The following is a 24785-nucleotide window of genomic DNA, read 5'->3' on the forward strand; positions in this document are numbered from 1 at the left end:
CGGCGGCTAGCTGCGCTGGGTCAGGAACAGGACGTCCACCACGTCCCCGGGACGGATCTCTGTAACTTCCTCCGGTATGCGGATCATCGCGTTCGCTTCCGAGAGCCCTGCGAGCAGGTGCGCCGGCGCGCCCGCTGCACCGCCCAGTCCTTCCACCAGATAGTCGGAGGTTTCGGCATCCCGCATGAGCCGGGCGCGGATGTAGCCGCGGCGTCCCGGGCGGGATTCCATGTGGTTGAGCACGCGTGCGCGCACCACGCGGCGTTGGCCGCTGCGCTTGCCCAGGGAGAGTCGGATCAGCGGGCGCACAAAGACCTCGAAGATAACCAGCGCGGACACCGGGTTCGAGGGCAGCAGGAAGGTCGGGATGCGCTCCTCCCCCAACAGACCGAAGCCCTGGACCGAGCCTGGGTGCATGGCTACGCGTGAGGTATCCACATCTCCCAACTCATCAAGGACCTCGCGGATTTCTTCCGAACCCGCACCCCCCACAGCGCCGGAGATCACCAGCACCTCGCTGCGCGCCAGGTAGGTTTCCAAAGCTTCGCGCACGCGGCGCGGCTCGCCGGCGGCGATGCCGACGCGGTGCACGTCCGCGCCCGCCTCCTTCGCGGCCGCTGCGAGCGAATAAGAGTTCACGTCGAAGACTTGACCCAGGCCGGGCTCGCGGTCGACGTCGACAAGCTCCTTGCCAAAGGACACGATGGTCACGCGCGGGCGGGGGTACGCCAGCACCTTCGAGCGCCCTACCGCCGCGAGCAGGCCAATTTGTGCTGGGCCCAAGATAGTACCGGAGGACACGGCAACATCCCCGGGCTGAATATCATCGCCCACGCGGCGCACGAAGTCCCCCGAGCGCACCGGGCGGTGCGAGGTCACGCGCTTGCGGCCGCGGTCCGTCCACTCGAGGGGAAGGACGGCGTCGGCGAGCGTCGGCAAAGGCGCGCCCGTGTACACGCGCACCGCCTGCTTGGGCTGCAAACGCAAAGGCTGGCGCGAACCAGCGGGAACCTCCCCTACCACAGGCAGGGAGCGCTCAACCTCCGTCTCCGCGGCGGGAGCATCCGCATCCTCAACGTCGTGGCGGGAGCGTGCCTTGAGGGCTTTTTCTCCCCCAACGTCCACGGCGCGCACGGCATAGCCATCAATCGCTGCCTGCGGAAACCCCGGGAGCGGCTGGTTTGCCTGAACCTCCTCCGCGCACTTGAGACCTAGGGCATTCGCGATGGCGATGCGCACTGGCTCGGGAGTCATCGCTGCATCAAGAATGAACGCCATCTGGTCATCGACCGAACGCATGTACCGCCTGCCTTTACTCTGGGGTATGTGGGGCCTAAAGGGATGGAAGTTACTGGAGTAGAGCTTAGCGCGCTAGGTGTGCGAAGGCTTAGCCCTTCAGCCCCTTTTCTTCTTCGTAGTCCTCCATGATCTTCTTGATCGCCTTGTAGAGCGCAGGACCGTACTTCTCATCACGCAGACCAAAGTCAACATTGGCCGGAATGTACCCACCCGGGTTGCCTAGGTCGTGGCGCTTGCCTTGGTGGACTACGACGTGAACGGGGTGACCTTCCTTAATGAGGAGTTCAATGGCGTCAGTCAGCTGTAGTTCCCCGCCCTTGCCTGGTTTGATGCGGCGAAGGGCATCAAAAATCTTCCTGTCAAGCAGGTAGCGCCCAGTAGCCACGAGGTTCGAAGGCGCATCAGCCGGGTCCGGTTTTTCCACCATGCCCACAACCTTCTTCACTCCCGGCGCGTTGGTGTCCTCGACGTCGAAGACGCCGTAGTTATAGGTCTCTTCGCGTGACACCTCGAAAGCGCACAGCACGCTGCCGCCCAGCGCGGAACGAACCCTGGCCATCTCCCCCATGACGGTGGCCGGCAGGACAATGTCATCCGGGAGCATGACGGCGAAGAATTCTTCGTCATCCTCCAAGACGGATTCCGCCAAGCCCACCGCGTGGCCCAGGCCCAGCGGCTTTTCCTGCTCCACGGAAATCGGGTGGATCAACTGAGCAGCACGCCTGACCTTGGCCACTTGCTCGTCTTTGCCGCGGGCGTCGAGGGTCTCGACGAGATCGGGAAACTCATCGAAGTGCCGCATCACTTCCTGCTTGTTCGGCGCGGTAATCACCGCGAGGCGCTGGGCGCCCACGGACGCGGCCTCTTCCGCAATGAGTTCAATGCCCGGCGTATCAACGACGGGGAGCAGCTCCTTCGGTACGGTCTTGGTGGCGGGCAAGAAGCGGGTGCCCATGCCAGCAGCGGGGACAACGACCGTAGCAATCCCGGTGTGGGAATCCTCGTGTGCAATAGCCATAAGTTCCACTTTACAATGCGCCCTTCGCGCTCCCGTGCTGCGCTACGCCGTCCCGCTATGATTAACAACCATGACGACCTCCCCCAAGGACGCCTTAAGATCCTCACTCCTTAACGCTCGGCGCGAGCGCAGCGCCGAGCAGCGCGCTGATGACAACGCTGCGTGGTGCGCCGGTGTGGGTGAATTACTCACTCCCGTGATGCGCGTTGCCGCCTACCATCCGCTGGGCACAGAGCCGGGTGGCCCCGACTTCGTGGAGACCGTGTCCGCACTCTGCAAGGAGGTCTACCTGCCCATTTCAGGTAACAACGGTCAACTCATGTGGACGCTGTATGGCGGGCCGGAGGCCATGCATCCGGGGGCATTAGGGATTGCAGAGCCCGTCGGGCAGCGCCACAGCAGCGAAATCCTGGCGCACCTCGACCTCATCTTGGCGCCCGCGATGGCGGTGAGCGAGTCAGGTATGCGCCTCGGAAAAGGCGCCGGCTACTACGACCGCGCGCTGACACCGCTGCCCACTGGGCACCCGCCTGTCGTCGCTCTCGTCCACTCCAGCGAGGTCCGGGACGTCCCCTTCGAGGAACACGACCGCCCCGTCGATGGCATCCTCACTGAGCGCGGGATGCGCTGGCTTTAATCGGCTACTTCTCAGATTCCATGCCGCCGCCTGGGAACCGCGCGGGTCGGAGCGCAGTCTAAGAAGGTATGGACTTTCTTCACGTTCTGCGCACTCCGGGGCATCGCCGCAGCGTTCTCCTGCGCCGCGTAACGGCCGCGGTCTTGCTCGTGGCCGCGGCGGCCAGCGCGCTCGCTTCTACCCGCGAGCAGCCGCGCGTGGTGGTCATGGCCCGGGACGTCGCCGCCGGGGAGACGCTGGCGCTTGGCGATGTCTCCGTGGCCCGCGTCCCCTCCTCCGCGCTTCCCGCCACGGCATTAGGGAGCAACCCAGAAGATGCGGTGGGGCGAGTTCTGGTGGCGGCGGCCAGCGCGGGCGAAATACTTACCACCACCCGGCTGCTCAGTTCGGATCTCATCGCGGATTTCGGCATGGATAACGGCCACCTTATCCCGCTCACGCTCGCCGAGCCGGACGTTGCCCGCAACCTCCATCACGGCGATACGGTCAACATCGTCGGCGCCCTCGACGGTGGTGACGACGCTTCCCTCCCCGCCCGCGGCTCAACGATTGCCCGTGGCGCACGCGTCGTGTCGGTGGGTGCCGGCGGAGAGGATACCCGCACGCACACACTCCTCGTTGCGCTACCAGCCGAAGCAGCCGAAGCTGTGGCGGCCGCATCACTGGCACAACCGCTCACGGTTGTCATTGTGGGCGACCGCGCCCACAGTTAGTCAGCTCTGTGAGAATCGCCGCGTTTGCGCAACAGGACGGTCCTAGAATGTTGCCACGGCACACAAATTCTGCCTACTATACGTACATCCACTCAGGCGCTATAGCTTGTGCGTCAATCCTGCCCCATAACTTGGTGGCAGCACATGCCTTGAGCGCTCGACAGTGGTCTTCTCTACTCCAGTAATTCCCCTGCTTCTTGTTTAGTAAGCGCTCCTACGTTTCAAGCCAAGATGACCTCTCTACCCAGCCCCTGCTGGCACAACTCCTACTGGGCATCATCCATTTGAACACCACGAGGGCGCTCACCACGCGGCCTGCAGTGCAGGCGCGAGAGCGAAAAGCACACACTCTGCAGAAAAGGACACATTTCCATGCTCAAGGGCTTTAAAGATTTCATCCTGCGCGGCAACGTCATCGAGTTGGCCGTAGCAGTCATCATCGGTGCCGCCTTCACCGCGATCGTTACCTCCATCACCGATCACATCATCCAGCCGCTGGTTAACTCCCTCGGTTCCCCAGACTTTGGCGGCTTGGGCTTCGCAATTACCGATAGCCCGGAGACCTTCCTGGACTTCGGTGCAGTCATCACCGCCCTTATCAACTTCCTCATCGTTGCCGCTGTCATCTACTTCGTCATCGTTGCTCCGATCAACGCCGTCACCGAGCGCGCAAAGCGCCGCCAGGGCGTTGACCCGGAGGAGCCGGCTCCGACCACCGAGCAGCTGCTCGGCGAGATCCGCGACCTGCTCGCTGCTGAAAACGGTGGCACCACCACCAACAAGCCTGGCTCCAACATCTAAGCCAGAAGCCCCAAGCCTAAAAATCCCGCAGACCCGGCATTTCGCCGGAGTTCTGCGGGGTTTTCTTTTGCCTTCACACGCTGCCCACGCACTACTGCGTGGTGCCAAAATGCGGCGGCATGTTCTCGCGGTAGAAGGCCTCACCGGTGGCCTCGTCCTCGCTGTCACCACCGGGGCCGCCTGCGTCCGCATCAAAGCTCACGGTGCGCAGCTCATCGGACCCTGCGGCGGAAGAAGAGCCAGGGGCCCCAGACGTTGGCCCGTGAGGAACATCGAAGCTGCGATCGTAGTTCTCGGCCGTCGACGGACGCTTCACGCGTCGGCGCGCACGCGGGGTACGCGGTGTGGAATCAGCCATTAGACGCTGGACTTCTGCAGCTGATCAACGAGGTGGTGAACCAAGGGGGTCAGCGTAGCCATGCCATCACGTACCGCCGCGCGGGAAGACGCGACGTTGACAATCACCGTTGAACCAGACACTCCCGAAATGCCGCGGGATGTGCACGCATCCACCGCACCGCATGCTTGGCCGGACGAGCGCAGGGCCTGCGCCACGCCAGGCACCATTTGGTCCAGCACCGCGCGAGTCGCCTCTGGGGTCTTATCGCGCGGGCCAACGCCCGTGCCACCAATCGTGAGAACCAAGTCAACGCCCCCAACCACGCCGGTTTCAATCGCCTGCCGGATCTTGGACTTCTTGGAGCGAACGATCACTGCGCCGTCGACGGTGAAATCAGCTTCAGCCAACAGTTCGCCCGCCAAGCGCGACGTGTCCTGCGCTGCATCATCTGGGTGGTCGGTAACGATGACGACGAGCGCGCGGCGCGGTGCTTGAACGCTTTGTTCTTGTTCGCTCGCGATAAGGAAAGCGTCATCTGGTTCGGTGACATCATCGAGTTCGCGTGAGGCATCGCGCCCCAGCAACTCAGTTGCGTCGGTGTTTTCTGCCACGGAGGTTCTCCTTAAAGGTAGGGACGGAATCTTCCGGTAGTGGTTTCTTCACAAGGTCTCAGGGTGCGGTATTCGTGCGGCGCTCACGCACCGCCCAAGTATTTGTTAACTTACTCGCTTGCCAGAGTTACCTCTACCTTTCTCACATCTTCGCTGTCTCGACTCCGTACCTCCAAGGTCACGGTCGCGCCGAACTCCTGGGAACGGGTTGCCGCGATGAGGGCATCAGAGCTTTCAATAAGCCGATCGTTGACGCGGGTGACCACATCACCAGACTTAAGCCCTGCCTTATCGGCTGGGCTATCACGTTCTACATCGACGATCTCCGCACCAAGGGTGTCGCTTTGCGCGCGGACCTTAACACCCAAGGTTGGGTGCTTGACCTTGCCATTGTTGATGAGCTCATCGGCCATCCGCTTGGCAAAGTTCGAGGGAATAGCGAATCCCAGACCGATGGAACCGCCCTCGGAATTCGAGCCACCGGACAGCGAGGCAATCATCGAGTTCATGCCAATGATGTTGCCTTCCATGTCCACCAAGGGGCCACCGGAGTTGCCGGGGTTGACGGCGGCGTCAGTCTGGATGGCGTCGATCAGCGAGGACTCCCCACCCTCCTGCGAAGCACGGACGGGACGGTTCTTCGCCGAGACAATTCCGGAAGTCACCGTAGCGTTGAGTCCCAACGGGGAACCGATGGCAACGACCTCTTGCCCCACCGCGGCAGCGTCCGAATCACCGAACTGCAGGAAAGGAAGATCGCTAACGTCATCAATCTTGATGACACCAACGTCCGTGGTCGCATCCGAGGCCACAAACGTGGCGCTGTGGCGCGAACCATCATTCATGGTCACTTCCAAGCGCCCGCCTTGGTCCGCGCCGGCGACGACGTGGTGATTGGTCAACACGTAGCCGTCCGGGGAAATAACCGAGCCCGAGCCTTCGGCACCGCCGGAGCGGGTAATGGAGTAAATGGATACCACTGCTGGAAGCACCTTCGATGCCACGTCCTCGACGGAGCCGTCGGCGGGCTCTTTACCGGTGCTATTGGCCACCGGCTGGCGCTCCAGGACCTCATTGACCGTCGAGGTGGAGGACGTGTCTTTGCCCACCGTTCCGACCACCGCGCCGGTAACACCGCCGACAGCGATGGCGACTACGAGCATCATGGACAGCGCGGTGCCCAGGCCGACCTTGCGCTTGGCCTTAGGCTCATCGCTCGGTTCCACGACCCGTACGCCTGATCCCTCTTGGCCCCCGAAGAACTGGTTCTGATTACCAGCATGCGCCGCAGTGTAGCGCTGACCGGCATAAGGCTGTGTTCCCTCCTGCGAGTGCTGCCCTGCCGATAGCTGCTGTGCTGCCAAACCCTGCTGACTTTGTTGACCGAATCCATAATTCGAACCGCCATACGGCGCCTGCGCCCCGTAAGGCGCCTGGGAAGGCTGGTTGCCAAAAGAAGAAGGCTGGGCCCCCTGCCCCGCCTGGCTTCCGTAGGGCGACTGCCCGCCTTGCCTCGATGTATCCGACCGCGGCTGGTTCCAGCCATTCGATCCGCTTCCCGCAGAAGGTACCTCGCGTCGCTGCTGTGACTGTCCCCGTCCGTCAGAGTTCTGCGGGCTGTCCATGGGATTATCCATGCTCGAATTCCTCATATTCATGTCAGGTAGTGTGCACCATCGCGCTGGCGCGCATCTGTTACTAGTCTGCCAGTGTGCTACGAGAAGCTGGGCGTTTCCTGTGCGCTTTGAGCTGGGGTGATCCCCGACACACTAGCCCTGATTGAACCACCTCTCCGCAAAGATCTGGCCGCGGTCATTGTGCTCCTTCGGTTGGCCCGTCGCGGGGTCTTGTAGCTGCCCCGCTGACTGCTGCTCAGTGGAGAGTTCGGACTGGAAATCGTAGGGCAAGTCTTCCAGCCCGTCCACCAATGCATCACCTTCGGTGGGGTGCCCTGGCAGGATAACCTCCATGCGTGTTCCGCCGTCAGCGGAATCCTTGATGGCGATCTCTCCGTTGTGCCTCTCCACCACGGATTTCACGATTGCTAGGCCCAATCCGGATCCCGGCATGGCACGGGCTTCAGCAGAACGGTAGAAGCGCTCAAATACCTTATCCCGTTCCTCCGGAGCGATGCCGGGGCCAGAATCGTCAACGCGCAGGCGCACCTTGTCAGGAGCGATTTGCCGCATGGACACGCGCACGGTCCCCGTCGGTGGGGACCACTTCGCAGCATTGTCCATGAGGTTGAGGGTGGCGCGGCCCAGGGCAAAAGGATCGCCGTCGATCATCCACGGGATAAACCGCACGCGGAAATCCACGTCAGGACGGCGACGCTTGGCGCGGTTGAGCGAATTCTCCAACACTTCGTGCAGTTCAACGGGCTCCGGTTCCTTCTCAGTAGCGTCTTCACGCGCTAGGTCCACCAAGTCACCGATCAGCGTGGCCAATTCGGACATCTGCGCCATCACGTCATCTTCGAGGTCGCGCCGGTCTTCCTCACTGATGCCGAACCCGCCCCCGGACTTGTTGAGCATCATGAGAAGCTCAATGTTCGTCCGCATGGACGTCAGTGGGGTTTTAAGTTCGTGGCCGGCATCAGCCACGAACTGCGATTGTTGCACGCGCGCGTGCTGCAGGGCGGAAAGCATTCGGTTAAAGGACACAGTAAGTTGTGCCATTTCATCGTTGCCCTCCACGGCAATCGGCCGCAGGTCATTGGTCTGCGTCACGTAATCGGCAGCCCGCTTGAGGCGAGCGATCGGCTCCATGCCGGTCTTGGACACCACCATTCCTGCGAAGACGGAAAGCAGCACGCCAAAGGCCACGATGATCAGCAGCGCGGAGCCCACCGCGGACACGATCTCCTCAGTGGAACCAAGGTCTTTGGCCAGGACTACCGTGGCACCACCTTCCTGATATTTGGCCAGCACGCGCTCACCACCCAGGGTGCGAATGGAGCTTTCCATGGTGTCCCCGTCCGGTTTAAAGTCCCCACCCACCGGCAAGGCATCACCATAGGAAAAGGTGGCTGCTGGCGGAGAGATAGAGACCCGCGTCGAAGGGTTGTAGAGCTTAAAAGAGGCGATCTCCTGATCGATATTCTCCACGAATCGCGGATCCTGCGCCTGCTCCATCAGCACATCCGCTTGCTGCATGATTTGCTTATCGACGCTCGCCGTTATCGACGCCGCAACCAACCAGTAGGTCACCAACGTCATCACTGCAACCGAGACAGCGACAACGACACCAGTAACCAAAGAAAGGCGCCACCGAAGCGGCGCCCGCGAAGCCCAGCCGCGACGACCGGACAGGCCCAACCACGCCGTGGAATCTAGGTCTTCAGAAGGCACCGCGTCGGGCGCGGGCCTCCGCAAAATCACGCGATAGCCTCCCTCATGACATAGCCGACGCCACGCACAGTGTGGATAAGACGCGGCTCGCCATCTTCTTCGGTCTTCTTACGCAGGTAGCCGATGTACACCTCGAGAGCGTTTCCGGAGGTGGGGAAATCATAGCCCCATACTTCTTCCAAGATGGTGTTGCGGGAGAGCACCTTGCGCGGGTTCTCCATGAGCAGGCGCAACAAGGCGAATTCGGTGCGAGTCAGGGAAATCTGACGATCGCCACGGGTGACTTCACGCGTATCGGCATCGAGCTTGAGATCCTCAAAACTCAGCTGGGTTTCAACGGGCTGCTGCTTGCCAGTCGACTCTGCAGCAGCACGGCGGACCAAGGAACGAACACGAGCCAAAAGCTCCTCCAGAGCGAAAGGCTTAGGCAGGTAATCATCGGCACCCGCATCGAGGCCGGCAACGCGGTCGGAGACGCCATCACGAGCCGTGAGCACGAGAATTGGACGGTCCCAGCCCTCACTGCGCAACGTGCGACAAACTTCCAAGCCGTCCATGTTCGGCATCATCACGTCGAGGATGAGCAGGCCTGGGTTCTCCCTGTGGACCATCTCGACAGCCTCTACGCCATCGGCGGCCAACAATACGTCGTAGCCATTAAACTTCAAGGAGCGGCGAAGCGATTCGCGTACGGCCTGCTCGTCATCCACGACAAGAATCTTCATGTTTCCAATTATGTCCTATCTAGGGCACATTCACGAAGTGGGCCTAGTTCTTTCGCCCCCTTAAATCCCCCCTTAAGCCTTTATTCACCCCGCTACCCGAGGCATTAGCGTAGGAACAGACAAGGAAGGCACCGCAGCCAGGAGCTGCAACCTCGAGAATGAGTCACTGTGTCGGACAACTAAATCGACAAAATGCCCCGAGGGATTCACTCAGAAAGGGTGATCCCTCGGGGCACTAATCGCAGCGTTTAGGCTTAGAAAGCCTTAGAACTGCTCCACGTCGACTAGGCCGAGCTTGGCGGCCTTCACCAGACGGCGCGGGATGCGCACGGTCTGGCCGTCGATGGTGACCTCCTGGAGGGCGACGTTATCAGCCTTCCACTGGGAACGGCGAGAGTGGGTGTTCGCGCGGGACTTCTTAAACTTAGGAGTTGCCATCTTTTCCTATCCTCCTTACGCGTTCTTCTTCTTGCGGCGAGCCATTGCACCGAAGCGCTGGTTGAACTTCTCAACGCGGCCAGCGGTATCCATAACGCGCTGGGCACCGGTCCAGAACGGGTGGGACTCAGCGGTGACGTCAACGACGATGAGCGGGTACTCGTTGCCGTCTTCCCACTCAACAGTGCGATCGGAGGTAGCGGTGGACTTGGTCAGGAAGGAGTGGCCGGTACCGGCGTCCTTGAAGACCACCGGGTGGTAATCCGGGTGGATATCTTTCTTCATATGTCGATTCCCTCAGGGTTGAACTACGGGTCGGTTCCTTCCGCAACACTTCTCCGGCGTGGAAGGAAGTGTGAAAGGATCGTGCCCGAGTTGGGTCTCTATACTTACAAACTGTGCGGCTCGTGCCGACAACTCGACATATCCTACAGGCCACCAGCATTAAAACCGAAATCGCTCTGGCAGCCTCCGCCGAGCTCTGTCCGACACAATCCACATCCACGCCCGTCACCTGCCCCTTCGGCAGGAACGCGCCATAAATCAGGTATAAATCAGAGGTATCCACACCGGCCCGCATGCCGGCGGTGATTAGGTTCTGCAGGCTGTGGCATGTAAGATTTCCCCTTGCTGTTGTCAAAGTAATCGTTTTACGCCCTCATCAACTGGTGTTCAACGGATTAAGCCTCCTGCTCAACCTCACTTTTCGAGCGCCGCGCCTCACCGCGGAATAGGCACTCCGTTAGTCGCTTTCGATGTGGGCGGCTAGGAGAAAGAAGACCCATGTCGGCTATTTGCCAGGTAACGGGCCGCAAGCCGGAATTCGGCAAGCAGGTCTCGCACTCGCACCGCCGCACCTCGCGCCGTTGGAACCCCAACGTGCAGCGTCGTCGGTACTACCTGCCCTCTGAGGGCCGTACCATCACCCTGACCGTTTCCACCAAGGGCATGAAGATCATCGACCGCGATGGCATCGAGTCCGTCGTGGCTAAGATTCGCGCACGTGGGGAGAAGATCTAAAGATGGCACGTAATGACATCCGTCCAATCATCAAACTGAAGTCCACTGCGGGCACTGGCTACACCTACGTGACCCGTAAGAACAAGCGCAACAACCCGGATCGCATCACCCTGAAGAAGTTCGATCCGATCGTCCGCAAGCACGTCGAATTCCGCGAGGAGCGATAATTTATGGCTAAGAAGTCAAAGATCGCCAAGAACGAGCAGCGCAAGGAAATCGTCGCCCGCTACGCGGAGCGTCGCGCTGAGCTCAAGGCAATCATCAAGAACCCGAACACCCCGGACGAAGAGCGCCTCGAGGCGCAGTTCGAGCTGAACCGTCAGCCGCGCGACGCCGCCCGCGTCCGCGTCCGTAACCGCGACTCCGCTGATGGACGTCCGCGCGGTTACCTCCGCAAGTTCGGTCTGTCCCGTGTCCGTATGCGCGGCATGGCTCACCGTGGTGAGCTGCCGGGCGTTCGCAAGTCCAGCTGGTAAAGGGGTACCCATACAATGGCTGTCAAGCGTAATAATCACAAGAAGTTCCGTATGGAGCAGACCCGCCGCCCGAAGAAGAACCCGCTCAAGGCCGAGGGCATTGAGAAGGTTGACTACAAGGAGATCAAGACCCTGCGTCTGTTCATCTCCGACCGCGGCAAGATCCGCTCCCGTCGCGTCACCGGTCTGACCCCGCAGCAGCAGCGTCAGGTTGCTACTGCAGTCAAGAACGCACGCGAAATGGCTCTCCTGCCGTTCACGTCCCGCTAAACACTAGCTGGTTTCAACAGCGCACTTTTGCCGCTGTACTCGTGACTCACTAGGACAGGACAAAAGAGCTTTCAGGCCGCCGCCTCCTCCCCCACCTCGGGGCAGGCAGGCGGCGGTCGTCGTTTTCGCGGTTGGGGCAGTTGCTCTGCCGCCCCACAAATTCCCAGTGCTACATTGAAGAGCTAGAAAGCCCCTGACGGAAAGGCAACTAACACCTGATGCCGCTGCACGAATCCCTCACCGATCTCAGCGAACTAGCCGCCCACTGCCACTCCCCCGCCCATGCGCGTGGACTATTGGAAGAAGCCCAGGACCTTCTGCGCAATGCCACCGCCCACCGGGCTGACGAGGTCGAGCTTGCGGCGTGGTTTTCCCGCGTGGTCACCGATATTGTTCGCTCCCCAGGTCTTGCTAGCCCTGTGCGGCTGACAGGCGCTGCCGCCCGCGGGGATCTTCTCCCTTCACTTCCCATCACCTGGCTGGGCGCCGACGAGCAGCTGGAGCAGGTCATCATCGAGGCTGGCTTGCCCTGCGGCGCAGTCGCGGAATGCGCCTCAACTCGCGCTGATGCCGGCCTGCCGCTGGGCACCGGCGGCGAGGAGGAACTCTATGCCGAGGCTGTATCGCAGCGGCCAGCGCCCCTCAAGCTCGTGGATGGACTGCCGGACCGCTCCGCCGAGGTGTCCATTCGCCGTTCCCTACTCGCCCCCGTTTCGGCCATCGCCCGCTGGGCAGCGCCGGCTCCTCGCCCCACCCCTGACCGCCTTGCCATTGGCGTGGAACGCGAATTGCTCACCGCGGCCGAGGCAGAAGGCCTGAGCCTGGCGTGGGGCACGGGCATCGCGCTGGAATTGGGGCGGTGGTACGAGGGCGTCGACAAGCACAGCGTTATTCTCGAAGACCTTCCGCCATTGGACCGCACTGCCTACGGCTCGGCGTGCCGCACAGTCTCCGCTGCCGTCGAATCCATCATGATCCGGCACGGTAATGTGGTTAGCTGAAGTCAAAGCGACGCTTTGACGAACGCCGTTCGCGGCGGGGTGTACGATTACTGACTTGCCGTCAGTTATTACGTGAATTTTATCGAAGGGAGTCCGCCTCATGGCAGGTAGCGTTGGCAGGCCAAGGAAGAATAGCCCACGCCGCCGGGGAAACACCGCGCGCGAGGAAATCCTGGATGCCTCATCCGAGCTCTTCACCACCCAGGGCTTTGCGACAACCTCGACGCACCAGATCGCCGATGCCGTCGGTATCCGGCAGGCATCGCTGTACTATCACTTCCCTTCCAAGACGGATATCTTCCTCACCCTGCTGAATTCCACCATCGAGCCCTCTCTCGAGCTAGCGGAGGAGCTAGCGGCCTCGGATGCCGCGCCGGCGCAGCGCCTGTGGTCCCTGGTGGCCGCGGAGTCCCGCCTGCTCTTGACTTCGGCGTGGAACGTGGGCCGCCTGTACCAGCTTCCGGTGGCTAACTCCCCCGAATTCGGCGAATATCACGAGCAGCGTGACCGCCTCAAGGATCACTTCCGCATTGCCGCCGCTGGCATTGTTGGTGATGATGACCCGCGCGTCGAGCTTCCTTTCCACATCGCGCTCTCCGTTATTGAGATGCGTCCCAACGATGGCACCGCGCCTTTCGACGCCTCGCAGCGCGTGCCGGAGCAATCCGCCATGCTTGCCGACGCCGCCCTAGCCGTCCTCGGCACCACCCCTCCCGAGGATGCAGAAGCGACTACCTTGGAGCTGCTGAAGAACCGCAACGACTCCATCTCGGCAGCTGCCGCTGCCGCAGCCGACCGCAAGAAGACGACGCGCTAACGACCGTGCCGGATGGCGTAATGCGCCAAGAAGGTCTTATACGGTTTATAGGCCTTTTCGCCGTCCGCCCGAAGACTGTCCACGAGGCGATCCATCTTGTGGTTGGTTTTCTTCTCGGTCCAGTCCAGAGCCTCAGCAATCTCGCGCACCGAGGGGATATCGGCATCAGTCGAGCCCGGCTTCTTGAGGTAGCTGGCTAGCTGGCGCAGTAGCTCCTCCTGCTCATCGTTGGGCACATGGCGGGTGCGGGTGCGCTCCTCATCGAGGTCCTGCTCGCGCTTAGTCCGGCGCGAGTAGTTGCTGTTTTCGACATCGATGTAGAGCTCGTAGGGACATTCCGGGGTTTCAAACGTAATCCGTGACGGGCCCGGTGGCACGGCCGCCACCGAGCGCGGGCCGAGATCAATGCGGGAGAATCCCTTAACCCCGCGCAGTTCGATGCGCAGCGGAATGTGGCTGCCTACGTTGCAGATCATCCAGCCTTGACCGCCGTACCACAGTTGGAAAAGTTGACGGTGCAGGGTGAGGTCCCCCTCGCCGATCCGGAAGTCACCAGCGCGGCCGACGACGACTTCCTCACCCGGCGCCATGACCAGCACGCCGCCGATCAGATCATCGATGCGCAACCTGGGTCCCCGAGTCGCGTCGTGCGATGGGAGTGGCTGTTGCTGGCTCATGGACACCTCCGTAGGCGGCTGGACGATTCGCGCACATCGCTTTTCGGCTCGGCGATATGCCTCAACAATGCCCTACAGTGTAGCGGCTCTCACCACAGTACTGCGGGGACAAGCCGCTTGCCCCCAGCTTGTTGGGGACTAGGACACGATGGCCCATGTCACCACGAAAATGAGGATGATGACAACAATGGTGACTGTGATGATCAGAGCATTCTGATTATCCTTTGCAGCTGGTTTGGCAGCTCTAGGCTTCGCCGCGGCACGCTTGTGAACGGTAGCCCCCGGTACCGCAGGAGTCACCGGCGTGGAGGGAGATACCGTCCCGGGTGAGGCGACCGGGTTAGCGGGAGCCACAAAACCGGTCGGCATGGCCTGCTCGACAGACCCAAAGGAACCGGCAGGTCGCGGCCAGTGTTGCGTCGGCTGCCCAGGGGTCTTTGCCTGCTGTGGCTGCACAGATTCCGGCGCCCGGTTGGTGGTGGGCTGGGATCGGGAGACGTCGTCAAGCGCGGCGATGAAATCCTGGGCGCGCGCAAAACGCTGCATGGGCACGCTATCCAGCGCCTTGTTCAGGACAGTCTGTACCTGCGCCACCACCCGTGCAGTGTCCTTCGCGAGGACCGCAGTGAAAGCATCACTGGACAAGTCCGGGATGCGTCGCTGCCCTTCCCACTCACTGCGCGGCATCGTGTCCTTGAGGTGATGCAGCGTGAGCATCTCGAATGCAATAAGCGCTAGCGAGTAGTCATCCGCGCGTGCCGACACATCGTCATCGCCGTAGGCATAACCATTATTCTCCGGGGCCAGGTACTTTTCAGTGCCCACGATGTGGCCAACCTGCGTCAGACGGGATTGCCCCTCTTCGATGCTGATCCCGAAATCACTGAGCACGGCAGGCGGCAGGCTGCCCGGGTTGTTGCGCAACAGGATATTGGCGGGCTTGATATCGCGGTGCACCCACCCGGGGTGTAGCTCGTGGTGCATGTAGTCCAGCGCCGACGCAATCGGCGTGAGGTAGTAGACCACCTCAGCCACGCTAAACCCCCGGCCATTTTGGGCCCGTTCGCGGATGGCGTGGGCCAACGTTCCGCCGTCGATAAACGCCATCACCATGACGTCATCGCCGCGCGGCGTGGACTCTTTGGAATAGAACTGGACCACTCCCGGGTGGCTGCCAATCTTGGTCAGCGCCTTCATTTCGTTGTTGAAGCGGGCGCGGGAGGCTTCATCGCGGACATCATCCAGCAGCACCTTGACCGCAAGCTCACGAGAAAGATCCGGATCGGTGGCATGGAAGACCTGCCCCATGCCGCCTTCCCCCAGCAGGTACACGGTGGTATACCGCTTCTGCTGGGTCAGCCATTGCACGAAGTAGGAATTAGTCACCGCCCCATTGCACCATATGCACAACCAAGCATGAGGGTGCCATGTCCCATCGCCCCCAAATGGAGGGGACTTCACCGTGGTTCAGTCAGGCACGCGGGAGCCAGTTATGCTACCTGTTGTTCTCTATAGTTTTCCAAGGACCCTATGACCACCCCAGGATTTGGCACTAACCCCTACGAACACGAAACCCCTGCACCGGGCCGACCTCAGCAGCCCCAGCCCGAACAGCGCAACCTCGTACCGATCATCTGCGCGATCGCCATCCTCATCGCACTCCTGATTTCCGGTGCCGTGATCTGGAATCACGTCCGCTCCACCGGCCAGGAAACCCCCAGTACCGCCGAATCCTCGGAGCAGGCCCCCGTTTCCCCGGAAGAAACCGCACCAGAAGACGCCGAAGAAGAGGACACGGAAGTCGCTCCGAGCGAGGAAGCATCAGAGACCTCAGCGAGTCCCGGGGCTGCCGACGTCCCGGAGGGCCTTACTGCCGCCGGCTGGTCCGACTACCCGGAGGCGCGTTGTCAGCAGGGCGAGGACATGGTCTTCGCCGCCGCAGGCTCCGATCCGGTTTCGCACATCGTTATCTGCGAAAAGCAGGACTCGCTCTTCTACCGCGGCGTGTGGTCTAGCGGTGCCGCCTTCGGACCAGCCCGCGGTGAGGGCAGCTCCTTTAGCGCCTCCATCCTCGATCCCACCAGTGGCGAGGACACCGGTTCCGTGCTCACCATCCGCGGCACGGACTATGACATCGATGGCGAGGCGGGGGCCTTCGAGGACTACTGGCCGCGCTAAGGGTCCTTAGACCGCGCCTTGCTGACACCCTGCATCGGGCCATTCCACCTCGGCGGCGGCGAGCTGCTTGACCAGGCGCGTGAGCATCTGCTGGGCTTCTCCGTAGTCCCCGGACTCGGCCTTGGCATAGATGGCAACCGCCACCGTGTGCCCGCCCAGCGGGATAAGCCCCATCTGGCGGGCTTCATAGGCCCCGTCCGCGGCTGGGCCCCAGCCGCCCTTCATGACTGATCCTTCGAGGGTGCCCAGCCCATACTGCTGTGCGGGATCGGGCTGGCCCATGGCTGCCAGAACGGGGTCAGTTCCCTGCTGGCAGCCCAGGGCGGCGACAAACTCTGCTTGCTCGGCTACCGGCCACTGCGTTTGGCCAAATGCACTAAAGCCGGGGCGCGGTGGCGTGGCGGGGACGGTTGCCGTGCCGATGATCTCCTGGGTTGCCTGTGCGGCTTGCTCACCCCCACCGAGTGCCTCCCAGAGGGAATCGGCCGCGGCATTATCGGAAAAGGTAATCGCCCGCGACACGGTCTCCGCATCGGCCACGCCGGCACGCTCGGCAGCAATGGCCAGCGGCACCTTCGCCGTGGACCATGCGGACTGAGGGTCTGTCATGCCGGCTGCGGCGACGGTATCTGCGCCGGCCACGGCGATTCCGGTCCCCGGATTGTCTGCCGCGATGGCTTCGAGGGCTTCGTGGATGTCGGAGGCCTGAATCACGGGTGGCTCCTTTTCGGGGGTGGACTCAGGCAGGGTGGGCTGGGGGCTGCTCGCTGCCGTGGATTGCTCCGGCGCGGAGACATCGCCGATGGTGCAGGCGCTCAGCGACGCCACCGCGATCCCCGCGATCACCACCCGTGCTGCTGCTTGTTTCATCGTTGACCGCCTGTGCATTAGAGGATGTACACAACCGCGTTGTTACCGCCGGTGCAGGTAACAAATTCGCCATTATCGGAGCAATCCATTGTGTAGTTCTGGTGGGTCCGTGGGCTGTAGGCCTCAATCGTGGCGTCGTACTCGCGGGTATCCACCCAGTGCTTGACGTACTCGTCACGCACAGCGTTGGCGAATGGCTCCGACGTCACCTCAGTGCCGCGGTAGACGCTGTTGAAGTTGCCACCGGGCTCATTATTCCGCGCGGCGTCGTTCGCCGGTATCGCCCCCGCAGGCAAGTCGGGGTGCTCCGGGCGTTTCTGCGAGGCGGAGCTCGTCGTAGTTTCCTCCGTGGTCGTTTCCGCCTCATCCGCCGCGGAGGCCGTCTCCTGGGTGTCGGCGTTGTCCTCGGTGAGCTGCGCCGCGGTGGTCAGGGGTGCATCAGCCTGAGTTCCCGTGCCGCTATTTTTAAAGAAGATAAGGTAGGCCAGCGCGGCAATGACGAGCAGCACCGCCAGGATCAGCACGGCGATGAGCACATACTTTCCGCCGTTGCCGGAACCACGGTGTGCCGACGCGCTCTCCGGGTAGGCAGTGGAGTAGGCAACCGGTTGTTGTTCATACTGGCCACCGCCCTGCGGTGCTGACTGAGGCGGGAATTGCTGGGTGGGAAACTGCTGCTGGGCGTAGTTGCCTTGCGCTCCGGATTGGGCGAAGGGGTTGGAGTAGTTGCGCTCACCTTCCTGTGGGAAGGCCTGAGGGTGCACGGGGCGTTGCTGGGTAGGCGGGGCCTCAAAATCCACAGTGTCCGGGTGAGTTTCCTTGCGGGAAGGCTGTGGCTGGCCACCATTTCCTTGCGGGTGTTGGGAGCCGAATCCGTGGTTGCGATCTGAATCAGTCACCGAGGCCTCCGTAGATCTAGACATGTCGAGTGCGCCCTGTGGGCATGTTTCTATCTTTACTATCTTTACACAGCCGCACTGGTGACGGCGGCGCTCGCACGCGGTGGGGAGTACTCCCACGGGAGTGTCTCTCACACCACACGGACGGTGTCACAGAGTTTAGATTGTTAGAAGTACCTCTTTGCTCCACCTTCCTGCGCACGGAAAGGCTGTTATTCTCCCGCCATGACTTTTCCTACCGGCCCTTCGGGCACGCCGCCGCATAACTCCGGCCCTTCCGGCTTCGGTTCCCCCGGGTTTGGCCGCCCCGGCGGTTCTCCCGTTCCACCCGGCCAGCCACGGGCTCGCCCGGGTGGTTTTGGCAACACACCTCCGTTTGGTGGGCAGCCCACAGGTACCCCCGCGCCGGACTCCTTCGGCGGTGGCGCGCCCACACCACCGCCCCAACCACAACCGTCCCAGTACTCCGCGCCTGCTCCACAAGGCAAGGGGCGTTTCAGCGGCGCTATTGCGGCGCTGATTTCCCTATTCATCGTGCTGGCCGTGGTCCTCGGTGTGGGCGCGTGGTTTATCTGGGGCCGCGAGTCCTCCGAGGCTTCGCAGGCTGGTGCCGCCCCTGAGCCGACAGCTACAGCCATGCTCCCGGGAACACCACTCGCTGCGTCCGCGCGCATCGATACCGACTTGGAAGCAGGCGGCGTAGTCATTGCCCGCACGTCCTTCCCGGATTCCTATGTCTCGCAGTCCGGCAGCACCAACATCGCTGACGTGCAGCTGAGCGAAGGACACAGCCAACTTATCGCTGTCTTTGGGTTCAGTGATGACCGCGAGAATACGGACGTTGCCAGCGCCACCGTCACCGTCAACGGCGCTGACGGTGCTGAACTGGCCTCCTTCGAGGTTCCGGCAGAGGAAGCCCTCGAGATGCCCATCAACATCGCAGACCACCAGGAACTGCGCTTTACTTTTACTTATAAGGACGCCAGCGGCAATCCCGCGGACAACACTGGCTTCGCGGTGGCTTCCCTCCACGCGCAGTAACGCGCACCGTCAGGCCATCACGCAGTAGCGCCGAAGCTGCCCTAGTTGCCAAAGTTATAGGCTCTGAACTCGCCCGCGGTGGCGGCGCATAACTTCGTCGTTTAGGGCAGTTGTTGTCCTCTAGGGAAAACTCCCGTGCATGCGAAAGCCGCCACCAGGCTTAGTGGAAGAAGTGGCGAGTGCCGGTGAAGTACATGGTCACTCCGGCCTTCTTGGCGGCCTCGATGACCTCTTCATCGCGGATGGAGCCACCCGGCTGCACGACGGCCTTCACGCCGGCGTCGAGAAGCACCTCCAGGCCATCGGCAAATGGGAAGAAGGCATCGGAAGCAGCGAAGGAACCTTCGGTGCGGTTGGCACCGTCGGCCAGCGTGTTGGCGCGCTCGACAGCGAGCTTGGCGGAATCCACACGGTTGACCTGGCCCATGCCCACGCCCACGGTGGCGTTGTCCTTGGCCAACAGGATGGCGTTGGACTTCACCGCACGAACTGAGCGCCAGGCGAAGTCGAGCTGCGCAAGATCGGATTCGTTGAGGGCCTCGCCCGCAGCGAGGGTCCAGTTGGCCGGGTTATCGCCCTCTGCCTGATAGGTATCCGGCTCTTGGGTGAGCACGCCGCCGGAAATGAACTTAACTTCCTCCTTCGGCGCTTCATACTCTGCCTGCAGCACGCGCAGGTTCTTCTTGGTCTTGAGGACCTCGATGGCGCCTTCCTCGTAGGACGGAGCCACAATAACCTCGGTGAAAATCTCCTTAACCTGCTCGGCCATCTCCACGGTGACCTCGCGGTTCACAGCAATAACGCCGCCGAAAGCGGACATCGGGTCGCAGGCGTGGGCCGCGCGGTGAGCAGCCGCGATGGACTCCTCAGACACCGCAATGCCGCACGGGTTGGCGTGCTTGATGATGGCCACGCACGGGCGCTCGTGATCCCAGGCGGCGCGCCAGGCGGCGTCGGCATCCTGGTAGTTGTTGTAGCTCATCTCCTTGCCGTTGAACTGCTTCGCGTTGGCCAAACCAGTGGTACCGATGCGGGTCACGGTTGCCTTCTGGTGAGAGTTCTCGCCGTAGCGCAGCGGGGTGGTCACGTCACCGTCGCTGAGCTGCTCGACGAACCAGGCGGACACCGCGGCGTCATAATCAGCGGTGTGCAGGAAGGCATCGCGGGCCAGACCGCGGCGCTGCTCCAAGGTAAAGCCGCCGTTGGCCACCGCGTCAGCCACCTCACCGTAGCGAGCCGGATCCACAACCACAGCAACAGACGGGTGGTTCTTGGCAGCCGCGCGCACCATGGACGGTCCACCGATATCGATCTGTTCCACGCAGCCATCAAAGTCTGCGCCAGAAGCTACCGTCTCACGGAAGGGGTACAGATTCACCACGACGAGCTGGAACGGATCCACCTCCAGCTCCTCCAGCTGCTTCAGGTGGTCCTCCTTGCGGGTATCCGCCAAGATCCCCGCGTGCACGCGCGGGTGCAAAGTCTTGACTCGACCCTCGAGGCACTCCGGGAAGCCGGTGAGCTTCTCGACGGGCGTGACCTCAATGCCCAAGTCCGCGATCTTCTTCGCGGTGGAACCGGTGGAAACGATCTCCACGCCGGCCTTATCCAGGGACCGGGCAAGGTCCTCCAACCCGGTTTTGTCGTACACGCTGATGAGTGCGCGCTTGATGTTCTTACGATCTTCGCTCATGGTACGGGGACTTAAGCCTTCCTTGCGGTAATGAGAGGTAGTTAGAGCTGAATACTGAGTTCCTCGCCCTTCACGCGCGTGGCGCGAAGGACGGCAACGATGAGTTCTCTTTCGACCACTTTGATGCGCTCGTGCAAGCTGGCCTCATCATCCCCAGGCAAGACCCGCACGGGCTCTTGGGCAATGATGGCGCCGGTATCGACGCCGGCATCTACGAAGTGGACGGTCGAGCCTGTGACCTTGGCGTCATAAGCCAGCGCATCGCGCACGCCGTGCGCGCCTTTGAAGGCGGGCAAGAGCGCGGGGTGGGTATTGATGGTGCGACCTTCGAAGCGATCCAGAAAATCCTTCCCCAGGATCTTCATAAACCCTGCAGAAACAACAACGTCTGGTTGCGCAGAATCCACTGCAGCAACCAGACGCTTATTCCATTCGGCGCGGTTAGCACCCATCTCTACGACCTCGGTGGCGATTCCCGCCGCCTGCGCGCGCTCAATGCCTTGACAGGGCACGTCCGCGACGACCTTCACGACGCCATAGCGCTCATCCTGGCCATCGAGGATGGCCTGGAGCAAAGAGCCGGTTCCAGAAACAAGAACCACGACGTTAAGGCGGGCAGAAGCAGCGGGCTGGTGCGGTGTAGTCACGCGCTACAGCCTAGCCGCTGCCGCCCTGAACCGGGGAATTTTACTCCTTAGAGGGGGGCCTCGTCCTCTGCCTCAGACACGTCTTCTTCCTCTGGTTCTGCATCCTCGACTGGTTGCTCGTCGTCCCCCTCGGCCTCGGTCTCCGGCTCGCTGTCCTCTTCCACGTCATCCTCGGATTCAGGCTCGGTCTCGGTCGTGGGTTCTGGGGCAACGGCGGCGTCGGAAGCGTCGTCAAGCAAGGCAGAAACCGGCACAGCATTCGCCGTGTTGACGGGTGTTTGCACGGTCTTTTCAGTCTCTGTGGGCGCTTCAGGGGCAGCCTCCGTGGCAGCCGCGCGGCGCGCACGCCACGACGTCACTGCCTGTGCCGTTGCGACTGCACACCCCACGACTAGGCACCATAGACAGCTCAGGCCCACCGCGGTCCATACCTCGGGACCTGTGTAGCCGTACACCCCCAGCGCGCCGGACACGCCGTACACAGCCACGAGAGCGGTTACCGCGGCGGTAACGGTAGCCACGAGCGCAACCTGGAAGGAGACCAGTGCACGGCGACGGTAAAACGCCACCACTGCCGCAACGGCGGAAACAATGAGCAGGACAGCAGCCCAGGAACTAATAGACGGTGGAACTGCGGCAGCCAACGGCAGCGGTGGAAGCGGAACCACGTGGCCGCTAAAGAGGCTCACGCTGGTGCCTTCACCGATGTGCAGCTCCGAACCGCTCAGGACCGCTCCCGCAGCAACGGCAGCGTTTGGGAGATAGAGAACGCTCAGCAGGAAAAGACCGGCGGTTCCCAGTGCATTAAGGACTGGATACTCGGCGAGCATCTCTGATTGACGCGACCAACCGACTCCCCACAAGACCACCACGAGAATGAAACCAGCAGCAAAAAGGTATCCGAGGTAGCTCAAGCCTATCTGGGCGGCATCGACGAACACGCGGGGGACACCGCTGCGCTTGGCTAGGGCCTTCCACAAGCGCGGGCCCATTCCACCGATGAGGGCGACCGCATGCAATAACAACATGCGGGGAAGCACACGGTACAGCTCCGGAGGGGAAACATCGTAAACCTTGCCAGCGTCCCACAGCATCAGCCATGCGATGACAGTGAGGACTAGGGGAACCAGCAACACGCACGCGCTCACAACGATGAGGTCATTAATGCTTGCCTTATCCTTAACCGCCGCCCGCACGCGCCGCCCCACCAGCCAGGCTAGGAGCAGCGCAGGCAGAACCGGGATAAATCCCACGTCAATACCGCCCGCGCGAATAGGCGCAAGGTTAAAGACCATCCACGCCTCCCCGACGATGGTGGGCAACCACGCCGACGGGGAACTTGTCAGAAGCAGTGCCGCGATAGCGACCACGAGAATGCCCAGCACGACGACGAGGTTCGGAACGCCGACGACGATGAGCATGCGGCGAATACGCCCGCGGAGTGTGGTCGGGGCCTGCGCGCGGCGGGCGCGAGCCTTGTCGGACTCGACCCCTTTGATACGCTGCGCTGGATCTCGACGATCTCTGCGGTGCCCGCGCTCAGAGTGCTCAGCACTATCACCGCGCCCACGCACGTGCGCGCGTGGGCGAGCTGACGACCTGGACTGGGGACTCGTGTTCTTATTCATCGGCGTCCACTTTGCCACGACCCCCTCCCCCACCGGGGGTGGCGCGGCGAGGTAAGCGCTAAATGGCGCGGTGCACCCCCAAAGAAAAACTTCACGAGTGCGCACTACTCATGCCGACCACGGAAAGCCCCGGCGACACCACGGAGAGCCATTCACTTTATTCACAGGAATCAGCTGTCGTTTCATTATGTGCGGCTCTTCCCAGATATCCAGAAGAAAAACCGCAATCTGGGTTGCTCTGCATTCGCCGAGACGCTACTGTTACATCTCGTTGGTAACAGGAAGGTCACAATCGGATAACCACCCAGATTGAAACGTAACGTTTACTCTGGGTAGGCGATAGTGAATTGAGGACGGAAGAAGAGTTCATGCGAAGCAAGACTCAGCGAAGCGCAGGTCGCCACCGCAAGATCACGACCGCACAGACCGCAAAGGGACGTCTGGCAGTGATGACTGTTGCGGCAGGTGCCGTATCCACCGCAGGCGTTGGCGGCGCAGCAGCAGGTACCATCCAATCCGCTGGCACCGGGGAAACCAAGGCACAGTCCGTCGACTACACCCTGCAGGCAGATACCGATCCGCTGAAGAGCGCGCAGGCTGCCGTCGAAGACGCAGCACCGCAGATCCTCGCCATCGCCGAGTCCAAGCCGGTCGCCGACCTGGCTACGCAGCTCGATAAGGCTATCCAGGCCGCCGATGCCCGCGCCGCCGCCGATGAAGCGAACCGCGCGCCAACCATCGCCCGCCCGGCAGAGGGTACTTTCACCTCCGGCTTCGGCCCCCGCTGGGGCTCCTTCCACTCCGGCATTGACATCGCAAATGCCGTGGGCACCCCCATCCTCGCCGTTATGGGCGGCACCGTCATCGACTCCGGCCCGGCCTCCGGCTACGGCCAGTGGATCCGCATCAAGCACGATGACGGCTCCATGAGCGTCTACGGTCACATGCAGACCCTCGACGTCGCCGTGGGCGAGCGCGTGCACGCTGGCCAGAAGATCGCCGGCATGGGCTCCCTGGGCTTTTCCACCGGTTCCCACCTGCACTTCGAAATTCACCCCACCGGTGAGGGCGCCGTGGATCCGATTCCGTGGCTCGCAGAGCGCGGCATCAACATCGGCTAAGCCACGCTTTGTAAATCCTTCCTCCAGCACTAAGGCGGTATAGGGCACTGTTGCCCTGTACCGCCTTGTGCATTCCCCCGCTTTCCACCCCCGCCTATCACAACCGTTGACCGGACAGAAGGTTACCCAGTAACTTACTGGGTATGTACCGAAAGATTTCCTCCCTTGTCCTCCGCCAAGGAGGTGACCATGTCCGTCAAACATTCCGTGCTTGCACTGCTGAGTGAAGAGCCCGCTACTGCCAGCCACATCAAAAACCGCTTTGCTGAGACCTTCGACAACCTCTGGCCGCTCAACATGGGCCAAGTCGCCCAAACTTTGGGCCGCTTGGAGCGCGATGGCCTCATCGCCACCGACGGTGAGCTCACCGGCCCGACCGGGCGGCGCGCCACCAGCTATGCCATCACCCCCGCTGGCCGCGAAGAACTCTCACAATGGTGGATGTCCACCTTGCACAACGACGCCATAGAGCGCGATGAGCTCGTGCTCAAAGTGTCGCTTGCTGCACGACGCTC

Annotated in this window: 29 protein-coding genes; 13 read left to right on the forward strand and 16 right to left on the reverse strand. The window is 62.0% G+C overall.

Annotated features, from left to right (window positions below):
* Positions 1-6: 6 nt before the first annotated feature.
* Both glp and RDN59_RS04220 read right to left on the reverse strand, forming a co-directional pair.
* Positions 7-1299, reverse strand: a complete 1293-nt coding sequence (gene glp, locus RDN59_RS04215; RefSeq protein WP_308606757.1) for a gephyrin-like molybdotransferase Glp — start codon at positions 1297-1299, stop codon at positions 7-9.
* 88 nt (positions 1300-1387) lie between these two features.
* A complete protein-coding gene (locus RDN59_RS04220; protein ID WP_308606758.1) occupies positions 1388-2317 on the reverse strand; it encodes a UTP--glucose-1-phosphate uridylyltransferase in 930 nt (309 codons plus the stop codon).
* Between the two features lie 70 nt (positions 2318-2387).
* Here RDN59_RS04220 and RDN59_RS04225 point away from each other — a divergent pair, with 70 nt between their 5' ends.
* From RDN59_RS04225 to mscL, 3 genes are all read left to right on the forward strand, one after another.
* Positions 2388-2954 carry a 5-formyltetrahydrofolate cyclo-ligase gene (locus RDN59_RS04225; RefSeq protein WP_308606759.1) on the forward strand — a complete coding sequence of 189 codons (567 nt, stop codon included), beginning with the start codon at positions 2388-2390 and terminating at the stop codon, positions 2952-2954.
* A 68-nt stretch (positions 2955-3022) separates the two neighbouring features.
* Positions 3023-3667 (forward strand): SAF domain-containing protein, encoded by a 645-nt coding sequence (locus RDN59_RS04230; protein ID WP_308606760.1) that lies wholly within the window; start codon positions 3023-3025, stop codon positions 3665-3667.
* 372 nt (positions 3668-4039) lie between these two features.
* Positions 4040-4468 (forward strand): large conductance mechanosensitive channel protein MscL, encoded by a 429-nt coding sequence (gene mscL, locus RDN59_RS04235; RefSeq protein WP_308606761.1) that lies wholly within the window; start codon positions 4040-4042, stop codon positions 4466-4468.
* A 91-nt stretch (positions 4469-4559) separates the two neighbouring features.
* Here mscL and RDN59_RS04240 read toward each other — a convergent pair whose 3' ends face one another.
* The 7 genes from RDN59_RS04240 to RDN59_RS04270 form a co-directional block, all read right to left on the reverse strand.
* Positions 4560-4826, reverse strand: coding sequence for a hypothetical protein (locus RDN59_RS04240; protein WP_308606762.1), 267 nt, complete (start codon positions 4824-4826; stop codon positions 4560-4562).
* Positions 4826-5419 carry a molybdenum cofactor biosynthesis protein B gene (locus tag RDN59_RS04245; RefSeq protein WP_046646961.1) on the reverse strand — a complete coding sequence of 198 codons (594 nt, stop codon included), beginning with the start codon at positions 5417-5419 and terminating at the stop codon, positions 4826-4828. Before RDN59_RS04245 ends, RDN59_RS04240 begins: the two co-directional genes overlap by 1 nt.
* A gap of 110 nt (positions 5420-5529) precedes the next feature.
* Complete coding sequence (locus tag RDN59_RS04250; protein WP_308606763.1) at positions 5530-7056, reverse strand: trypsin-like peptidase domain-containing protein; 1527 nt, start codon at positions 7054-7056, stop codon at positions 5530-5532.
* A gap of 132 nt (positions 7057-7188) precedes the next feature.
* On the reverse strand, positions 7189-8799 hold the full coding sequence (locus RDN59_RS04255; protein ID WP_308606764.1) for a HAMP domain-containing sensor histidine kinase: 1611 nt from the start codon (positions 8797-8799) through the stop codon (positions 7189-7191).
* A complete protein-coding gene (locus RDN59_RS04260; protein ID WP_308606766.1) occupies positions 8796-9494 on the reverse strand; it encodes a response regulator transcription factor in 699 nt (232 codons plus the stop codon). Before RDN59_RS04260 ends, RDN59_RS04255 begins: the two co-directional genes overlap by 4 nt.
* Positions 9495-9758: 264 nt before the next feature.
* On the reverse strand, positions 9759-9932 hold the full coding sequence (rpmF, locus tag RDN59_RS04265; protein ID WP_010187615.1) for a 50S ribosomal protein L32: 174 nt from the start codon (positions 9930-9932) through the stop codon (positions 9759-9761).
* Positions 9933-9947: 15 nt separating this feature from the next.
* A complete protein-coding gene (locus tag RDN59_RS04270; protein ID WP_005530151.1) occupies positions 9948-10217 on the reverse strand; it encodes a type B 50S ribosomal protein L31 in 270 nt (89 codons plus the stop codon).
* Between the two features lie 498 nt (positions 10218-10715).
* Between RDN59_RS04270 and rpmB the strand changes: the two genes are divergently transcribed.
* The 6 genes from rpmB (at position 10716) to RDN59_RS04300 (ending at position 13516) form a co-directional block, all read left to right on the forward strand.
* Positions 10716-10952 (forward strand): 50S ribosomal protein L28, encoded by a 237-nt coding sequence (rpmB, locus tag RDN59_RS04275; RefSeq protein ID WP_010187623.1) that lies wholly within the window; start codon positions 10716-10718, stop codon positions 10950-10952.
* A 2-nt stretch (positions 10953-10954) separates the two neighbouring features.
* Positions 10955-11119 carry a 50S ribosomal protein L33 gene (gene rpmG, locus RDN59_RS04280; RefSeq protein WP_010187624.1) on the forward strand — a complete coding sequence of 55 codons (165 nt, stop codon included), beginning with the start codon at positions 10955-10957 and terminating at the stop codon, positions 11117-11119.
* 3 nt (positions 11120-11122) lie between these two features.
* Positions 11123-11428 (forward strand): 30S ribosomal protein S14, encoded by a 306-nt coding sequence (gene rpsN / locus RDN59_RS04285; protein WP_010187625.1) that lies wholly within the window; start codon positions 11123-11125, stop codon positions 11426-11428.
* 15 nt (positions 11429-11443) lie between these two features.
* On the forward strand, positions 11444-11698 hold the full coding sequence (gene rpsR / locus RDN59_RS04290; protein WP_010187626.1) for a 30S ribosomal protein S18: 255 nt from the start codon (positions 11444-11446) through the stop codon (positions 11696-11698).
* Between the two features lie 218 nt (positions 11699-11916).
* A complete protein-coding gene (locus RDN59_RS04295; RefSeq protein WP_308606767.1) occupies positions 11917-12699 on the forward strand; it encodes a hypothetical protein in 783 nt (260 codons plus the stop codon).
* A gap of 100 nt (positions 12700-12799) precedes the next feature.
* Positions 12800-13516 (forward strand): TetR/AcrR family transcriptional regulator, encoded by a 717-nt coding sequence (locus RDN59_RS04300; RefSeq protein ID WP_308606768.1) that lies wholly within the window; start codon positions 12800-12802, stop codon positions 13514-13516.
* Here RDN59_RS04300 and RDN59_RS04305 read toward each other — a convergent pair.
* A complete protein-coding gene (locus tag RDN59_RS04305) occupies positions 13513-14193 on the reverse strand; it encodes a DNA-binding response regulator (RefSeq protein WP_308606769.1) in 681 nt (226 codons plus the stop codon). The genes RDN59_RS04300 and RDN59_RS04305 overlap by 4 nt on opposite strands.
* A 138-nt stretch (positions 14194-14331) precedes the next feature.
* A complete protein-coding gene (locus RDN59_RS04310) occupies positions 14332-15579 on the reverse strand; it encodes a protein kinase (RefSeq protein WP_308606770.1) in 1248 nt (415 codons plus the stop codon).
* A gap of 144 nt (positions 15580-15723) precedes the next feature.
* Here RDN59_RS04310 and RDN59_RS04315 point away from each other — a divergent pair, with 144 nt between their 5' ends.
* On the forward strand, positions 15724-16371 hold the full coding sequence (locus RDN59_RS04315) for a hypothetical protein (protein WP_308606771.1): 648 nt from the start codon (positions 15724-15726) through the stop codon (positions 16369-16371).
* A gap of 6 nt (positions 16372-16377) precedes the next feature.
* Here RDN59_RS04315 and RDN59_RS04320 read toward each other — a convergent pair whose 3' ends face one another.
* Complete coding sequence (locus RDN59_RS04320; protein ID WP_308606772.1) at positions 16378-17241, reverse strand: hypothetical protein; 864 nt, start codon at positions 17239-17241, stop codon at positions 16378-16380.
* A 17-nt stretch (positions 17242-17258) separates the two neighbouring features.
* The gene (locus RDN59_RS04325) at positions 17259-18140 is read right to left on the reverse strand and encodes a hypothetical protein (RefSeq protein WP_308606773.1); all 882 of its coding nucleotides are present in this window, start codon (positions 18138-18140) and stop codon (positions 17259-17261) included.
* A 225-nt stretch (positions 18141-18365) separates the two neighbouring features.
* On the opposite strand from RDN59_RS04325, the gene RDN59_RS04330 reads away from it, so the two are divergent.
* Positions 18366-19181: a hypothetical protein gene (locus tag RDN59_RS04330; RefSeq protein ID WP_308606774.1), complete on the forward strand. Its 816-nt coding sequence runs from the start codon at positions 18366-18368 to the stop codon at positions 19179-19181.
* A 160-nt stretch (positions 19182-19341) separates the two neighbouring features.
* On the opposite strand, the gene purH is transcribed toward RDN59_RS04330, so the two are convergent.
* Genes purH through RDN59_RS04345 form a run of 3 tightly spaced genes read right to left on the reverse strand, consistent with a single transcriptional unit; the run spans position 19342 to position 23167 of the window.
* Entirely contained in the window at positions 19342-20874 is a 1533-nt protein-coding gene (gene purH / locus RDN59_RS04335; protein ID WP_308606775.1) for a bifunctional phosphoribosylaminoimidazolecarboxamide formyltransferase/IMP cyclohydrolase, read from the reverse strand.
* A gap of 41 nt (positions 20875-20915) precedes the next feature.
* Complete coding sequence (gene purN, locus RDN59_RS04340; RefSeq protein WP_308606776.1) at positions 20916-21521, reverse strand: phosphoribosylglycinamide formyltransferase; 606 nt, start codon at positions 21519-21521, stop codon at positions 20916-20918.
* A gap of 47 nt (positions 21522-21568) precedes the next feature.
* The gene (locus RDN59_RS04345; protein WP_308606777.1) at positions 21569-23167 is read right to left on the reverse strand and encodes a DUF6350 family protein; all 1599 of its coding nucleotides are present in this window, start codon (positions 23165-23167) and stop codon (positions 21569-21571) included.
* A 350-nt stretch (positions 23168-23517) separates the two neighbouring features.
* Between RDN59_RS04345 and RDN59_RS04350 the strand changes: the two genes are divergently transcribed.
* Positions 23518-24270 carry a M23 family metallopeptidase gene (locus RDN59_RS04350; RefSeq protein ID WP_308606778.1) on the forward strand — a complete coding sequence of 251 codons (753 nt, stop codon included), beginning with the start codon at positions 23518-23520 and terminating at the stop codon, positions 24268-24270.
* 189 nt (positions 24271-24459) lie between these two features.
* Positions 24460-24785, forward strand: a 326-nt coding sequence (locus RDN59_RS04355) for a PadR family transcriptional regulator (protein WP_308606779.1), incomplete at its 3' end; no start/stop codon positions are given.

Origin of the sequence: uncultured Corynebacterium sp. (genome assembly GCF_902489365.1) — a bacterium.
In the GTDB taxonomy this organism is placed as follows: domain Bacteria; phylum Actinomycetota; class Actinomycetes; order Mycobacteriales; family Mycobacteriaceae; genus Corynebacterium.

Coding starts and splice junctions, on each gene's coding strand:
- glp (WP_308606757.1), bottom strand. CDS start 1,299: ATGCGTTCGGTCGATGACCAGATGGCGTTCATTCTTGATGCAGCGATG.
- RDN59_RS04220 (WP_308606758.1), bottom strand. CDS start 2,317: ATGGCTATTGCACACGAGGATTCCCACACCGGGATTGCTACGGTCGTT.
- RDN59_RS04225 (WP_308606759.1), top strand. CDS start 2,388: ATGACGACCTCCCCCAAGGACGCCTTAAGATCCTCACTCCTTAACGCT.
- RDN59_RS04230 (WP_308606760.1), top strand. CDS start 3,023: ATGGACTTTCTTCACGTTCTGCGCACTCCGGGGCATCGCCGCAGCGTT.
- mscL (WP_308606761.1), top strand. CDS start 4,040: ATGCTCAAGGGCTTTAAAGATTTCATCCTGCGCGGCAACGTCATCGAG.
- RDN59_RS04240 (WP_308606762.1), bottom strand. CDS start 4,826: ATGGCTGATTCCACACCGCGTACCCCGCGTGCGCGCCGACGCGTGAAG.
- RDN59_RS04250 (WP_308606763.1), bottom strand. CDS start 7,056: ATGGATAATCCCATGGACAGCCCGCAGAACTCTGACGGACGGGGACAG.
- RDN59_RS04260 (WP_308606766.1), bottom strand. CDS start 9,494: ATGAAGATTCTTGTCGTGGATGACGAGCAGGCCGTACGCGAATCGCTT.
- rpmF (WP_010187615.1), bottom strand. CDS start 9,932: ATGGCAACTCCTAAGTTTAAGAAGTCCCGCGCGAACACCCACTCTCGC.
- RDN59_RS04270 (WP_005530151.1), bottom strand. CDS start 10,217: ATGAAGAAAGATATCCACCCGGATTACCACCCGGTGGTCTTCAAGGAC.
- rpmB (WP_010187623.1), top strand. CDS start 10,716: ATGTCGGCTATTTGCCAGGTAACGGGCCGCAAGCCGGAATTCGGCAAG.
- rpmG (WP_010187624.1), top strand. CDS start 10,955: ATGGCACGTAATGACATCCGTCCAATCATCAAACTGAAGTCCACTGCG.
- rpsN (WP_010187625.1), top strand. CDS start 11,123: ATGGCTAAGAAGTCAAAGATCGCCAAGAACGAGCAGCGCAAGGAAATC.
- rpsR (WP_010187626.1), top strand. CDS start 11,444: ATGGCTGTCAAGCGTAATAATCACAAGAAGTTCCGTATGGAGCAGACC.
- RDN59_RS04295 (WP_308606767.1), top strand. CDS start 11,917: ATGCCGCTGCACGAATCCCTCACCGATCTCAGCGAACTAGCCGCCCAC.
- RDN59_RS04300 (WP_308606768.1), top strand. CDS start 12,800: ATGGCAGGTAGCGTTGGCAGGCCAAGGAAGAATAGCCCACGCCGCCGG.
- RDN59_RS04305 (WP_308606769.1), bottom strand. CDS start 14,193: ATGAGCCAGCAACAGCCACTCCCATCGCACGACGCGACTCGGGGACCC.
- RDN59_RS04315 (WP_308606771.1), top strand. CDS start 15,724: ATGACCACCCCAGGATTTGGCACTAACCCCTACGAACACGAAACCCCT.
- RDN59_RS04320 (WP_308606772.1), bottom strand. CDS start 17,241: ATGAAACAAGCAGCAGCACGGGTGGTGATCGCGGGGATCGCGGTGGCG.
- RDN59_RS04330 (WP_308606774.1), top strand. CDS start 18,366: ATGACTTTTCCTACCGGCCCTTCGGGCACGCCGCCGCATAACTCCGGC.
- purH (WP_308606775.1), bottom strand. CDS start 20,874: ATGAGCGAAGATCGTAAGAACATCAAGCGCGCACTCATCAGCGTGTAC.
- RDN59_RS04350 (WP_308606778.1), top strand. CDS start 23,518: ATGCGAAGCAAGACTCAGCGAAGCGCAGGTCGCCACCGCAAGATCACG.